The sequence below is a fragment of the Paenilisteria rustica genome (genome assembly GCF_013820765.1).
Taxonomy (GTDB): domain Bacteria; phylum Bacillota; class Bacilli; order Lactobacillales; family Listeriaceae; genus Listeria_A; species Listeria_A rustica.
Map to the genome: position 1 here is coordinate 1 of NZ_JABJVM010000025.1, position 14,993 is coordinate 14,993.

Consider the following 14,993-nt stretch of genomic DNA (forward strand, 5'->3'; position numbering starts at 1 on the left):
CATTTGCTTCTTAAATTCCGGTGTAAACGTTCGTTTTGCTCTTTTTGTCATCCTCTATTCCTCCAGTGTGCTTTTCTTTTATTGTACACACCTTATTTTTTCTGTCCAGTTTAGTATAACCTATCCACATAAAGATGAAGTGGGATCAAATGAAAGCTTTATTAATGGGATTTTTCACTGTACTATGGAGGGGAAATTGAAAAGTCACGTGTATTATGACTATATTGATCCATTAATAAAGATATTCAGTGACGGAAGAAACGCAAATATGCTATTTCAATATTTATCAGAAGAAAAAATTGAGGCTTTTATGAGTGAGTTTAAAAATAAAATGGAGGATTGTTTAGGGAGTGTGGGATGGCCATTTAACAAAATGGAGTCGATGGGGTATTTTGTACATGTAATATTCAACTCAGCAACAGACCACAGTAAAAAGAAGATACAATTGATATGTATGGAGATTTTATGGGAATTGGCTGCTGATTGCGACAGGTGGAAAATACAGGACATTGTTGTTTCAATTATAGAAAATAATAAACTGATAGAGAATAATGACATACAACTAGCTTTAATAATTGATGCTTCATCAAAAAAATTTGATAAGCTTCAAAGTATCTCTTCAGAAGGTATAGAATCAGTACCGTTGAGAAATGCAATTTTTGAAAATAGAATGCTAGATGAGAAGGAATGAAATTTATTGAAAAGGGTACACAGAATTAGGAAAATATTTTTTTGTTAGTTATATATATATATTAATCGAGATTGTTAAGAAAGTTTTGCAATGGATGTGGATGGATTATAATTTAATTTTTTCACCAGTATCACACAATGACATTGTGTGATACTAAAAAATAGAAAACGAATCTAACACAATGGTCTTGTGCTAGATTGGATAAAACGATGCGAGACGTTGGGCGAGTGAGAGAAAATGACTTTTTACCCTTTCTTTTTTTTCTTTCGGCTTTTTGAATAGCACATAACATATTCTATAGCAGTATTAAGTGATATTCGATAAAAGATGATATTCTTCCTTATGAATGCACACACACCAAAACTACGAGCCAACCCGCCCGTAGTTTTTATTTACGAAAAAACCAAATGAAACCGCTTTACAAATGAACTCAAAAAAGGTATGATGCTTATATAGTTAGTTCGATGCACCAACCAATTTAAAATAAGGTGCTAAATTCATGAGGAGGCTATATATTATGAGTTATTTTCCACAAGTAGAGAAGATTCAATTTGAAGGTAAGGGAACGAAAAATCGGTTTGCGTTTCGTCATTATAAGGCGGACGAGGTTGTACTAGGAAAACCGATGAAGGAGCATCTGCGTTTTGCTGTGGCGTATTGGCACACAATGACTCAAGATGGTAGTGATCCGTTTGGAATGCCGACGAATGAGCGTACTTGGATCGGCGAAACGGAGATGGATACGGCTAAGAATCGTGTCGAGGCGTTTTTTGAAATCCTTGAAAAACTGGGTGTGGATTATTTCTGTTTCCACGATATCGATGTGGCTCCGGCTGGTAATTCGATTGAGGAGTTTATGAATAATTTGGATGAAATCACGGATCTGATTAAAGTGAAAATGGATCAGACTGGGATCAAATTGCTTTGGAATACGGCGAATATGTTCTCTCATCCGCGTTTTAATAATGGTGCGGGTTCGACAAATGATCCGGAAGTGTTCGCGTATGCGGCGGCGCAAGTGAAGAAGGGTCTGGATATTTCTAAGAAACTGGGCGGCGCGAATTATGTATTCTGGGGCGGTCGTGAGGGTTATGAGACGCTTTTAAATACGGATATGAAATTCGAGCAGGATAATATTGCGCGTTTATTCAAAATGGCGATTGCTTATGGTGAGAAAATTGGTCACAAACCGCAGTTCCTTATTGAGCCGAAGCCGAAAGAGCCGTCAAAACATCAATATGATTTTGATGCAGCGACAACGATGGCGTTCATTAAAAATTATGGTTTAGAGGGTGACTTCAAGCTTAACTTGGAGGCGAATCACGCGACGCTTGCTGGGCATACTTTTGAGCATGAATTGCGTGTGGCTCGTGAATACGGGGCGTTGGGATCGATTGACGCGAACCAAGGGGATATGTTGCTTGGTTGGGATACAGATGAGTTTCCAACGAACGTGATGGATGTGACGCTGGCGATGTATGAAATTTTGCAAAATGGTGGTATTGCTCCGGGTGGTGTGAACTTTGATGCGAAGGTTCGTCGTTCTTCTTTTGCAATGGAGGACTTGATACTTGCGCATATCGCGGGGATGGATACGTTTGCTCGTGGGCTGAAAGTGGCTGCGAAACTGATCGAGGACAAGTTTATTTCGGATCTGCTTGCTGAGCGTTATGGCAAATGGACGAATACGGAGATTGGGAAGTCCATTTTGGCTGGGAAAGAGGATTTGGAGTCGCTTTCTAGCTATGCGTATAAACATGGTGACACGATTGAACTGGAATCTAGCCATATCGAATATGTGAAATCTGTTTTGAATGATTACGTATTTTAAGCGAAGGAGTTTAGACTGATGGGCTATGTATTAGGTATTGATCTTGGAACGAGTTCGTTAAAAGGAATCGTCATGAATAAGGCGGGGCAAGTGATTGCGGAGGTGTCGGCGGAGTATGAGATTGATTCTCCGGCGCCGGGCTTTTCTGAGCAACATCCGGAATATTGGGTGGTTGCTTGTGAAGAGGTGTTGACGAGACTGAATATTGAAGTGGCGGATTTCAACGCGGAGCTTGAGGCTATCAGCTTTTCTGGGCAGATGCATTCGCTCGTGACGCTTGGTGATGAGGATGCGATTGTTTATCCGGCGATTTTGTGGAATGATGTGCGGACGACGAAGCAATGTGAGCAGATTATGGCGGAGTATGGCGATTCGATGATTGAAATTACGAAAAACATTGTGCTGGAAGGCTTTACGTTGCCGAAAATTTTATGGTTGCAGCAGAATAAGCCGGAAGTCTGGGAAAAAGTCCGGAAAATCATGTTGCCAAAGGATTATTTGGCGTTCGTTTTGACGGGGAATATGCATTGTGAGTATTCGGATGCTGCGGGAACGTCGTTATTTGATATCAAAAAGCAGGACTGGTCGGCGGAGATTTGCGGGAAGTTCGGGATTGATATGGCGATTTTGCCGGATGTTGTGTCCTCGATGACGCAAGTTGGTGTGGTGAAAGCGAGTTATGCCAAGCGATTCGGCTTGAAACGGGAAGTGAAGGTATTTGCTGGTGGCGCGGATAATGCGTGTGCTGCGCTCGGGGCGGGTGCAGTGAATGAGGACTATGCGCTCGTTTCGCTGGGTACTAGTGGTGTTTTCAGTTCGTTTGAGGCGGAGATATCGAATTATGAAGGGAAACTGCATTTCTTTAATCATGTGATTCCGGACGCTAATTATTCGATGGGCGTGACGCTTGCCGCGGGAAACTCATTGAATTGGTTTAAGAACACGTTTGGCAAGGGCCTCAGTTTTGCGGAGTTGTTAGCGGACGTCTATACGGTTGCGCCGGGCAGTGAGGGCTTGCTGTTTACGCCGTATATTGTTGGTGAGCGGACGCCGCATATTGATTCGAAAATTCGTGGTAGTTTTGTCGGGATTGATACGCGCCATGAACTGAAGCATTTTGCGCGCGCGGTGCTGGAGGGTATTACGTTTAGCCTGAAGGATGCGCAGATATTGATGGAAGATGCTAAAAATAAGAAATTTAAGCAGATAATTAGTGTTGGCGGCGGTGCTAAAAATGCTGATTGGATGCAGATGCAGGCGGATATTTTCAATGCGGAAATGATTCGGTTAGAGGTGGAACAGGGGCCGGGCGTTGGTGCGTGTATGCTTGCGGCTGTTGGAAGTGGCTGGTTTGAGAATTTTGAGGCTTGCCGTGACGTGTTTGTGCAGTATAAGGACGCGACTTTCACACCTCGAGCGGAAAATGTGGAAAAATACGAGAAACTTTATGAGATTTATACGCAGGTTTATCCGGCTACGAAGAATATTTGTGGTGCGTTGACAGACCTTCAGGAAGTTTGAGGAATGTGTGGGACATAAGCTCAATAAATCGGCGAGAAGCGCTCGCATTCAAGGGGGGTGGCGGACTTCCGGTTCGGCTACGCAATACTTGCTACGCTTAACTTCTTGCATGGTCGAGGAAACTACCCTCTCCCTGCTTTCAGTCATCACATACACCAGTATGCTCCGCTTCCGGCTTCCACCACCCCTCTTGAATACAAACGCTTTCGCTCGATTTGTTTGAAGCAAGATTCACGTCTTACCCGAGAAAAAGGGATTCGTGATATCTTGCTTATTTTTGTGTATCCGGAGGTTTGGTTTCATCCTCTTGTCTTTTTTTGATGTAATTTTTTGTGTAGATATGGTATGATGGGAAAGATTGGGGATGTGATTTTAGTCGCGTTTATGTAAGCGTTTTATATTTTGGCTAACCACATAAAAAATGGTGTTTACTTGGGATAATTACAAACAAAGTGGGAGGAAAAAAGAATGAAAAAGGGAACAAAGCGGATTTTTGGGAGTTTGGTAGTAGTATTGCTCGGTTTATCACTTGTTTTATCAGGGCTACTGGGTGCGCCGAAAGTGGCTGCAGCTGAGTCGAAATCGCCGTATCGGAATGTGATGTATTATGGGGATTGGTCGATTGGGGAGTCGGAGGGTAAGTTTTATCCGAAAGATATTCCGGCGGACAAGTTGACGCATCTGAATTTTGCGTTTATGGATTTTGATAGTGCGGGGAATTTGGAATTCACGGATAAGGATGCGGCGGTGAGTGCGGCTGTTGGGCAGAAGGCTGCGATGGGCGGGATTTTGAACGCGTTACAGGACTTACGAGCGGCAAATCCTAATTTGAAAATTGGTGTTTCATTAGGTGGTTGGACGAAATCTGGTGACTTTTCGGTGATGGCGGCTAATGATGCATCGCGTGCGAATTTTGTGAAGAATGTGTTGAAGTTTGTGAAATATACGAATATGAATTTCGTGGATGTGGATTGGGAGTATCCGAATTCGCCGCGGGATGGGGATTTGTTGGATAGTAAAGAGGATGAGGGGACGCCGAATGCTGGGCCTGCGGATAAGGAGAACTATGTGAAACTTTTGCAGGATTTGCGGACGGGGCTCGATGCGCAGGGCAAGGAGTTGAATCAGAAATATGAGTTGTCGGTGGCTTTGCCGGCTTCCCAATGGACGATGAGTCAGGGGATCGATGTGGAGAAGGTTTTTGAGATTGTTGATTTCGGGAATATGATGACGTATGATATGCATGGTTCTTGGGACGGTGTGACGGGGCATCAGACGGCGCTTTATGACAATCCTAGTGATCCGTATGCGCATTATGGGTTATCGATTGATAGCGTGGCGAAATATTTGAAGGGTAAGGGTGTGCCTTCGGAGAAAATTGTTGTTGGTGCAGCGTTCTATACGCGTGGATGGAATACGGTTGCGGAAGGGGCGGATGCGAGTAAGCCGGGCCTATTTCAGCCAGCGGAGCGCACGAATAAAAATGCGGACGGTTCCACGAGTAATGGTGCGAATAATGAGAAGCCGCTCGTTGCTGGTGATGGCGGCGTGGCAGGCGGAATTTGGGCGTATCGCAGTCTGGATACGTTGAAAGCGATGACGCCGGGCTTGACGGAGTACTGGGATGACGTTGCGAAGGCGCCATATATGTATAGTCGGGAAACGGGTGCATTTTTCACATACGATAATGCGCGCTCGCTGGCAGCTAAGGCGAACTATGTGAAGGCTAATAATTTAGGTGGGATGATTTCGTGGATGCAGTCGCAGGATAAGCCGACAACTTCGACGAAACGTGATGAACTGACTACAGCGATTAAAAATGGGATGTTCGGAACGGGAAAATTGGTTGGAAACGTGTTGCCGTATTGGAATCTGGCAGTTGATGTGACAGTGAAGCCTTACACGAATGATGGTACGGGTTATGAAATTACGATTGTGAATAAAGAAGTGGCGAACGAGACGAGTGATGTGTTGAAAGCTACGGAGATGGCCGCGGAAACGATTAAGCTACCGAGACTTTACATTCCAATTCGCGACGGGGAAAAGTTGATTGCAGCGGATGATAAGGCTGGTATTGTGAAATCGGAAAATGGCTATACGATCGTGGATTTAGCTTCTTCTGATGCGCGACTTATTTCGCAAGGCGAGAGCTATACTTTCCGCTTGAAATCGAATGTTGCGCCTACAGATTTGAAAACGATCACGCTGGCGCAGCGGATGACAGCGTCGGGGCAGGAACTCGGTCAGCAGCTAGTTTATGAAGGTACAGAAGTCCCGCCGAAAGTCGAGGATATCACCGCGCCAAGTGTACCAGGTAATTTGCGCGTGACGAGAGTGACGAGTGACGGAGTGGTTCTGAATTGGGATGCTTCTAAGGATAACGTTGCGGTGACGGGCTACAAAGTTTACCGCGATGGCAAGGAAATTGCAACGGTGACCAAACCAACGTACACAGATAAAAATGTTGTGTCCGGCCAGTCGTATAACTATACTGTCCAAGCGTTCGATGCAGCGGGGAACATCTCGGCTGATAGTAACAAAGTGATAGCGAAAATACCGGTGAATAAAGATCCGAATAAGGTTCCAAATAAAGCACCAATTGCTAGTCCAGTTGGAAATACAGGCACGAAAACACCAGTGAAATCAGAAACAACGGGTAGCTTGCCGCAAACTGGGGATAGTTTCCCGATTGGCTTAGTTCTGTTTGGGAGTATGCTTGCAGGAACAACGGTATTTTATTTGAGAAGACGATAAATGAAGAAATGAGAAGAGGCACGGATGTTACAACGACTCAAAAAGTGTAGCATCCGTGCTTTTTTGACCTGAAAAATTTTATAAATAGGAGAGGTGGGCTATGATAAAATTAGTTGTAGTTATCATGATACTATCACTTTTTTCACTGTTCGGATGTCAGGAAAACAATGAAATCGCGGGGTGATGTCTTGATTGTGGATGTTAACGGGGAAGCGAAAAAATATCTGGCGCTACTTGAGGGATAAACTGCTAACCGCGATATTTTTTGTTATACTGTGTACATAAATGAAAGAGGTGTGCGTGATGAAAGAAAATAAATATGATAATCCTGCTTTTTTTGAGCAGTATAGTAAGATGACTCGCTCGGTGGAAGGCTTGAAGGGTGCAGGGGAATGGCATGAGTTTCAGAAAATGATGCCGGATTTCACGGGCAAACGGGTGCTGGATCTCGGATGTGGTTTTGGGTGGCATTGTCTTTATGCTGTCGAAAATGGCGCAGAGTCAGCGGTTGGCGTGGATATTTCGGAAAATATGCTCGCTGAAGCACGCCGAAAAACGGATTCGGCTCAAATTACGTATATTCAGGCGGCGTTGGAGGATATTGACTTTCCTGCTGCGAATTTTGACGTGGTAATTAGTTCGCTGGCGTTGCATTACATCGAGTCGTTCCAAGCAGTTTGCGAGAAAGTGAATCAGGTTTTGGCGCCGGGTGGGGTGTTTGTATTTTCTGTGGAACATCCTGTGTTTACCGCGCAAGGCACGCAAGATTGGTATTATGACGAGGCTGGAAACAAGCTGCATTGGCCGGTAGACAAGTATTTCACGGAAGGGCTTCGGACGGCGAATTTCCTTGGTGAAGATGTCACGAAATACCACAAAACGGTGACGACTTATGTGAATTCGTTGCTTGAATCTGGTTTTGAGTTGGTGAAATTGGTGGAGCCTGAGCCTGATGCGACGATGTTGGCGAGTCATCCGGATATGCCAGATGAGTTACGCCGACCGATGATGCTACTCGTTTCGGCGCGGAAAAAATAGCATGTTAGTCGTACTTGCATTGAATTTCCTGCAAATATGCGACGAATCCATCATAGAATTCTCCAGGTTTGCAGACGGTGACATGTGTGCCAAGATTCAGCAGAAATCGGTAGCCAACTTCGTGATTTGGCAGTGTCACTTTTGCTGAAAAATAGGACTCGTCTAGCGGTTCAATCGTCGTTACTCCGAAGCGTAGGGCGATTTGTTCGCGGGCTATTTTATCGATAATGAGACGCGCTTCCTTCATCTGAAACGGCGTCGTTGTTGTCGATGCGCGGAACGGTTTCAAGATGAATGGGCGAGCTTCAAACGTTTCGGCGGCTACTTCCAACTCGATAACCCGCGATAGTTTGAACGTGCGAAAGTCTTGGCGCTCTAAGCTGTACCCTTGCAAATACCAAGACCGATTGCGAAAAAGTAAATGGTAAGGCTCGACTCTTCGTATGGTCTGATTTCCATCGCGGTCAATGTATGTTAGCGCGACAAACTGCTGCTTCTTAATGGCCAAATGTAGACGTTCGACGTTTTCATTAAATTCTTGTTTCATCGCCAAATTCGAAAAATCAAGCGAAATGGAACTAGCAGGAAGCTCGTTTTCGTGACCAAGCATATTTTTCATTTTTTGCAGTGTCTTTTTAATATCAGCGGAGGATAACAGCTGTTCAAAGCCGCTTAAACCAGTGATAATTGCGGTTAAATCTTCGACGGTTAGGAGTTTTTTATCCACTTTATAGGTCGGCATAATTCCAATTCCACCCTTCACACCAGGCATTGTATAAACGGGGATATTCGCCATAGAAAGTGTGTCTACATCACGATAAATCGTCCGTTTCGTCACCTCGAACATCGACGCCATTTCTGCAGCACTGACAAGTTCGCGTTGGAGTAGTAACATGATGATTCCGATGAGTCGCTCAATTTTCATTTTATTTTCTCCTTAAAATCCAAATGATGACATACAGCTGTCAACATTCGCGTGATATAGTTACATCATAACAAATTTACAGTAACTTTTGGAGGGAAACAATATGTCATTTGAAATCGTACAATTAAACAAAGAAATTTTTTCTGGAAGCAGAGTTGAAATTCCTGCATTTGATCCGCAAAAAGGTTTTGTTGTGATGAGCGAAATAAAAGAAGCCGCTATAGCAGAGTTTGCAAAAACAGCGACGGACTTTGTGGGTATTAATGCGAATATTGACGGGGTACAAACATACTTGGTGGCTAAATCAGGCGCGGATAATGGTGATACATCATTCGAAATCACAGAAGGTAAATACGCCAAATTTGTGACACAAGCAAAGGAACGTACGGCGATTGATGGTTTTATCGGCCAATCATACGGTGAAGTTATGCAAAGTGACACGGTTACTGTGGCAGGAACATTTAATTTGGAAGATTTAAGAGAAGCAGATTTCACGATTTATATCCCAATAATGGATAAATAAACAAATAGAGCCCTTCGCAAAGCATAACTATCATGCTTTGCGAAGGGCTCTATTTTTTATTGAACGTTTTGGTCGAATTGTAAGTACACGACATGTGTTTGCAGGTATTCTTCGAGGCCGTGTTTTCCGTCAGCGCCACCGATTCCTGATTTGCGGAAGCCGGCGTGGAAGCCTTGCATCGCCTCAAAATTCTCGCGGTTTACATATGTTTCACCGAATTTCAGTTGACGAATCACTTTCATCGCGCGGTCTAGATTCGCTGTATAAACCGAAGAAGTTAAGCCGTAATCGCAATCGTTGGCTAGTTTGATGGCTTCGTCTAGCGTTTTGAATGTCCCAATCGGTGCGACTGGGCCAAATACTTCGTCATGCATGATTTCCATGTCGTTAGTCGCGTCCGCAATGACAGTTGGTTGGAAGAAGAATCCGGTTCCTTCGACGGCTTTCCCACCAGTCAAGACTTTCGCACCTTGCGCAACGGCACGATCAACTTTCGCTTGGACGGATTGTTGGGCGCTCTTATTCACGAGAGGTCCCATATCAAGGTCGCCAGATGCTAGTGGATCGCCATATTGGACGGCTTCCATTGCTTTCACGAATTTTTCAGTGAAGGCATCTTTCACGTCTTCTTGTACGTAAATACGCTCGACACAGTTGCAGACTTGGCCGCTGTTAATGACGCGAGAATCAACAATTGCTTTGACGGCTAAATCTAAATCGGCGTCATTCAGAACGATAGCCGGTGCTTTTCCGCCGAGTTCCAAGTTAACTTTCGTGATATTCTCACTCGCTGCTTGCATCACTTTTTGGCCAGCTGGTTCACTCCCGGTCAAGGAAACTAGGCCAACTTTCGGATTTCCTGCCAACTCATCACCAATTTCCCCGCCGCGCCCGGTTATCATGTTGTAAACGCCTTTTGGTAAGCCGATTTGGTCCACGATTTTCGTGAAAGCAACCGCATTATTTGGCGATTCCGCACTTGGTTTTACTACGATTGTATTCCCGGTAATGAGTGCTGGAGCCATTTTTCGAGCGATTAAGAAGAACGGGAAGTTCCATGGCAAAATGCCAGTCGTGACTCCGATGGCTTTCTTGAATACAAAAATATGTTCATTTGGCCGATCACTTTGCAAAATTTCGCCTTCATATCTACGCGCCCATTCCGCCATATAATCTAAGTAATCAGCGGTGAAATTTACCTCAACCTCAGATAAAGCCAATGTTTTACCGACTTCTTCGGAAATAAGCTTGGCGATTTCTGGTACTTGTTCGCGAATTTTTGCAGCGATTTTATGTAGATAAACGCCACGTTCTACAGCAGGCAAAGCTTCCCACGCGATTTGCGCATCTTCGGCAGCATCGATCGCTCGTGTTGCATCGGCTTTTGTTGCTTTCGGTACTTGTGAGATAACTTCCTCAGTAGATGGATTGATGACATCCAAAAACGCTCCATCGCTAGATAAAACAAATTCCCCATTGATATACATTTTATGTTGATTCATGTGATTTCCTCCTTGTTTTATGTTGTTTCTTGTGTATTATTATAAAGAAACAAACATAAACAAGCAAATATAACGCTTACAAGTGAAGGATATAAATGAAAAGAAGGGAGGTTAACACACCGAATATCATGCTCAGGAAGTTGCCAATCAAATAATATTCCGCAAAAGCTCGGTTGTTTTCCAGTTCTTTGAAGCGCGCTAATGTTTTCAAGGCGATGATGATTGGAATGGCCGAATAAATTTGTAATACCATAAAAATGAGTAGCAGTAAGCGTTCCAGACCACCAATGTAGCGTCCGGCTTTCAACTCTTTATTAGAAACAGCAGGGACATCCTGATTTTTCGTCAAAATAATTTTTCCGTCTTGTTTTGTGACCGATATCGATTTCTTTTCCATGTTGAATCCGGGCATCAGGACTCCGAGTATGTAAGGAATCAGATAACCGACGAAATAGACAATGATTATGACAAGCGATGCTAGTGCGCAGAATTTTGGATAGACGCCGAGTTCTGAGGGAAGCAAGAAGCTCTGCCCACCGAAGACAAGCCAGACACCCAAATAAATCACGACAATATGCAAAATTTGATCGAAAATGTAGCTGAATAGATGAACGATTTGGGTATCACGAAATAGTTTTTCCGCTGGGGACTTGGCTAAATCGACGATAAAATGAAGGATTGTGATGCCTGAAATCATCGCTAATAGTATCCAAAAACTAGTTGTATCATCAAACCAACAATAATACACAAGAATCGCGACGAAATACAGGGAAAAGTGCACGAAAACATGCCATCCCAATATCTGCATTTTATGATAGGAAAAGCGTTCTTTTTTGATGCAGACCATTTTATCAGTTTGCAGTACGAAATCCGCTAGAAAATGGGCTAGAAGTAATGGAAGTAGGAGGTTAACCATGAGTCGTACCTCCCGACATTTTCTGCAAATCGGCTAAAAATGCCACGATATCCAAGCGCACTTTTTTATAAAGAAAATAATCGGAGTTCGCAATCAAGACACTAACGCGGGAAGAAATATCGGCCTTACTAAGCGTGCCATACCCAAGTTCTGTGCCAATTTCGATATTGCTAAAGTCAGGATGATTATCTTTAATACGAAAAAGATCGCGTTGTTTATCACTTTTAATCAACTTCTCAAAAGCTAGGAAGAACATCGCGTTCACTGCGTTACCGAACGATTTTGTCTCCGCGATGCAGTAGAATTTAAAGGGCTGCTTATCAAAAAAATAGTCCTCTCCATTGTGGAGCGCGCTACGTTTTTGATTATGCTGGGATTTCACGATTGTTTTTGCCTTTTCCGAAGCTTCAATCGCGTTGATAATACTACTCCCATTGACGATATTAATATTGCGCAAAGCTTCGTCAGACGAGGTGTCAATATGACCAATTCCAGCTCCAAAATAAAAATTCAGCGCTTCATCCGCGACGACAGGTATGCTACTGAAGCGGTTTTTAAACTCTGGAGAATAATAAATCGTTAGACAGTGATTATAAATCTCAGGTAATAGTTGGAAATCGGCGACGCCGCCAACGATTGCGTCACCATCTTTAATGGTAAAGGGTGTCAAAAGGTGCTCCTGATAGGCATTATTGATAGAATCGGCGAGGTAGGTGAGGATTTTTGTGCCATCATGTAAAGTAGAAAAAACGTGCCGGCTACTACTGATATCAATATACATATAAATAGCTTCGAGTTTTAGCGATTTCATTGAAAGAAGTCCTCCTTTTATATAGTAATAACTATATATTAGCATGTTTATATAGTCATTACTATATATTTTCCCAAAAAGCTGTACACAAAAAAGCCTCAAATCAGAAGAATAGCGGCTAGCAGAAACTCTGCCAAGCATTACTACCCTCGAATTTGAGGCTTCGTTCTATCGCTTATTTTAACGTCATTGTACCATTGTTAATCAAATTAACGTCAACGGCTTGATAAAATGCGTTTCCAGTGTCCGCGATTTCCCAAACGCCAAGAACGACATAGTAGCCGTTGCGGTCAGTTGGAAGCGGCACTTGATGATTCACAGTGGTAGAAGTAGGAACTTCATTATGCGCATCAATCGTAGTCAATAGCTCCAAATCACCGCGAGTTAGAGGGCTATTCGGATTCCAGCCTTTTTTCGTAATGTAATATTTGTATTCTTTTGTTCTATGAAGCGCAGTGAGCGTCCAAGTGAAATTATTTTGTCCACCTAAAAGGTCCACGTGGTGCCAACGATCAGGAGTTTGCACGTCCATTTCGGGGAATTTACCTCCGCCTGCGATAGTACCATCAGAAGGTCCACCAAGTGGGAAGTTTCCCGTCGCTTCAACACTTTGCGGCTCCCATTGAATCGCACCAGCATTTTGATTAATTCCCAATTTAGCCAAATACGCCCGACTTTCTGGTTTTGAAATGTAACCATGCGCAGATGCTCCCGGCGCAAAAGTCGCGAACAACAATGCGAACGCTACCAAAAATAAAACTGATTTCCCTAAAAACTTTTTCAATACTAACACTCCTCTATTTTTATATATGTTTCGATATCTTGTTTACCCCTTGTGTTAGAACGTAATCCCGATATTGTGAAAATGAAGCAATGTACACATGGACTAGACCAATTACCGTTTGAAAGAGTAGATAGAAAGTGCCGACCGCTTGTCAAGAAAGCGCTTTTTCGAACAAACAGACTAGGTAATTTGGTTCTATTTGTAACAAACCATAAAAATCAAAATGAGCCTATTACTCAAGTTGTAAACAAGAAGTATTATTAGTAACGAATTATTTTTAAAAGACATATATGCTCAAATAGTAACGTTTAAGTTTGTGAAAAAAATAACTTGTCTTGATGCTTTGAATATAGATATCAAATAAGCTATAATAGTATACGAGTATGCACATGCAGTTTCAAATTCATAATTTCACGAATCAAAAGTTTGTGATATTGTGAGAAATCTACACAATCTAGTTGGCCATATTTCATTATATTATCAATTAGGGGAGGCTCTTTGGTCGGGAAATCAGAGAGCGGCGTTGTATTTTTGCGCAAAAATACACAGCAACAAAACATCAAAAGGAAAGAAGGGGATTCGGGTGTCAAAAATGCTCAAGTCATTGCTACTTACAGTCTCGCTAGTCTTTGTTGGACTTCTTAGCGGCTGTGGTGATTTGACGGTACTAGATCCAAAAGGTCCAGTAGCGCAAAGTCAAAGCGATCTAATCATTTATTCGATTATTTTCATGCTTATCATTGTACTCACGATCTTCGTGTTATTCGTTATTATGATTACGAAATACCGCGAGAGAAAAGATCATTCCAACTACGAACCAAACATGCACGGTAGTACGAAATTAGAAATTTTATGGACGTTGATTCCGGTTGCGATCGTTATTGCATTAGCTATTCCAACAGTGCAAACGATTTACGCGAACGAAAAAGCGCCAGAGGTTACTTCACACAAGGATCCAATTGTTATTTATGCGACTAGCGCAAACTGGAAATGGTTCTTTAGTTATCCAGATCAGTCGATTGAAACTGTAAACTATGTACATATTCCAACTGATCGACCGGTATTATTCAAGCTTACCGCGGCAGACTCGATGACGAGTTTCTGGGTGCCACAACTTGGTGGACAGAAGTACGCGATGAGTGGTATGACGATGGATTTATACTTGCAAGCTGACGAAACAGGCACGTTTAAAGGCCGTAACTCGAACTTTAACGGAGAAGGTTTTGCCGGACAAGTATTTGATGTTGTCGCACAAAAACCAGCTGATTTCGAAAAATGGGCGTTGAAAACGAAAGCTGATTCGCCGACTTTATCACAAGACCGCTATGATAAATTATTATTACCAGGCAATGTGAAACCACAATCTTATGCAGGCACACATATGGCGTTTGTTGATCCAGCCGCAGATCCAGAATACGTTTTCTATGCGTATAAACGTTTCGGCTTTGAACTAACAAATCCACATGATCCAAATGCAAAAGATACAAGAACGACAAAGCCGATTTTGCCAGCACGTCCGGTTACAATTACGAACCCGCGTTTTGAGCAAATGGATATGGAACCAATGATTATTCCAAATGGCACTGGTTACAAGAAAGACAAGCATTACGATGAAGAAATGAAAAAAATTGGTGACAAAATCAAAACCGATGAAGCAACAGATCACGATCAATCGGGACACTAAAAAGGGGGGTATT

General features: G+C 42.9%; 12 protein-coding genes. 7 read left to right on the forward strand and 5 right to left on the reverse strand.

Annotated elements, in window-relative coordinates; translation table 11 throughout:
• The 5 genes from HPK16_RS15410 to HPK16_RS15430 all read left to right on the forward strand — a co-directional run.
• The coding region (locus HPK16_RS15410) for a hypothetical protein (RefSeq protein WP_220132370.1) at positions 1 to 691 on the forward strand (691 nt) is incomplete at its 5' end.
• A gap of 517 nt (positions 692 to 1,208) precedes the next feature.
• Positions 1,209 to 2,522 (forward strand): xylose isomerase, encoded by a 1,314-nt coding sequence (gene xylA / locus HPK16_RS15415; protein WP_181677795.1) that lies wholly within the window; start codon positions 1,209 to 1,211, stop codon positions 2,520 to 2,522.
• An 18-nt stretch (positions 2,523 to 2,540) separates the two neighbouring features.
• The gene (gene xylB / locus HPK16_RS15420) at positions 2,541 to 4,043 is read left to right on the forward strand and encodes a xylulokinase (RefSeq protein WP_181677796.1); all 1,503 of its coding nucleotides are present in this window, start codon (positions 2,541 to 2,543) and stop codon (positions 4,041 to 4,043) included.
• A 468-nt stretch (positions 4,044 to 4,511) separates the two neighbouring features.
• Complete coding sequence (locus HPK16_RS15425; protein WP_181677797.1) at positions 4,512 to 6,797, forward strand: glycosyl hydrolase family 18 protein; 2,286 nt, start codon at positions 4,512 to 4,514, stop codon at positions 6,795 to 6,797.
• Between the two features lie 303 nt (positions 6,798 to 7,100).
• Complete coding sequence (locus HPK16_RS15430; protein ID WP_181677798.1) at positions 7,101 to 7,835, forward strand: class I SAM-dependent methyltransferase; 735 nt, start codon at positions 7,101 to 7,103, stop codon at positions 7,833 to 7,835.
• A 4-nt stretch (positions 7,836 to 7,839) separates the two neighbouring features.
• Here HPK16_RS15430 and HPK16_RS15435 read toward each other — a convergent pair whose 3' ends face one another.
• Entirely contained in the window at positions 7,840 to 8,760 is a 921-nt protein-coding gene (locus HPK16_RS15435) for a helix-turn-helix transcriptional regulator (protein WP_181677799.1), read from the reverse strand.
• Positions 8,761 to 8,863: 103 nt separating this feature from the next.
• Here HPK16_RS15435 and HPK16_RS15440 point away from each other — a divergent pair, with 103 nt between their 5' ends.
• The gene (locus HPK16_RS15440; RefSeq protein ID WP_181677800.1) at positions 8,864 to 9,283 is read left to right on the forward strand and encodes an effector binding domain-containing protein; all 420 of its coding nucleotides are present in this window, start codon (positions 8,864 to 8,866) and stop codon (positions 9,281 to 9,283) included.
• A gap of 56 nt (positions 9,284 to 9,339) precedes the next feature.
• Here HPK16_RS15440 and aldA read toward each other — a convergent pair whose 3' ends face one another.
• The 4 genes from aldA to HPK16_RS15460 form a co-directional block, all read right to left on the reverse strand.
• Entirely contained in the window at positions 9,340 to 10,785 is a 1,446-nt protein-coding gene (gene aldA, locus HPK16_RS15445; protein ID WP_181677801.1) for an aldehyde dehydrogenase, read from the reverse strand.
• A 76-nt stretch (positions 10,786 to 10,861) separates the two neighbouring features.
• Positions 10,862 to 11,701: a DUF3307 domain-containing protein gene (locus tag HPK16_RS15450; RefSeq protein ID WP_181677802.1), complete on the reverse strand. Its 840-nt coding sequence runs from the start codon at positions 11,699 to 11,701 to the stop codon at positions 10,862 to 10,864.
• Positions 11,694 to 12,512, reverse strand: coding sequence for a hypothetical protein (locus tag HPK16_RS15455; protein WP_181677803.1), 819 nt, complete (start codon positions 12,510 to 12,512; stop codon positions 11,694 to 11,696). Before HPK16_RS15455 ends, HPK16_RS15450 begins: the two co-directional genes overlap by 8 nt.
• Before the next feature lie 175 nt (positions 12,513 to 12,687).
• Complete coding sequence (locus HPK16_RS15460) at positions 12,688 to 13,296, reverse strand: lytic polysaccharide monooxygenase (protein WP_181677804.1); 609 nt, start codon at positions 13,294 to 13,296, stop codon at positions 12,688 to 12,690.
• Between the two features lie 583 nt (positions 13,297 to 13,879).
• Here HPK16_RS15460 and qoxA point away from each other — a divergent pair.
• Positions 13,880 to 14,980, forward strand: coding sequence for a cytochrome aa3 quinol oxidase subunit II (qoxA, locus tag HPK16_RS15465; RefSeq protein ID WP_181677805.1), 1,101 nt, complete (start codon positions 13,880 to 13,882; stop codon positions 14,978 to 14,980).
• Positions 14,981 to 14,993 lie beyond the last annotated feature (13 nt).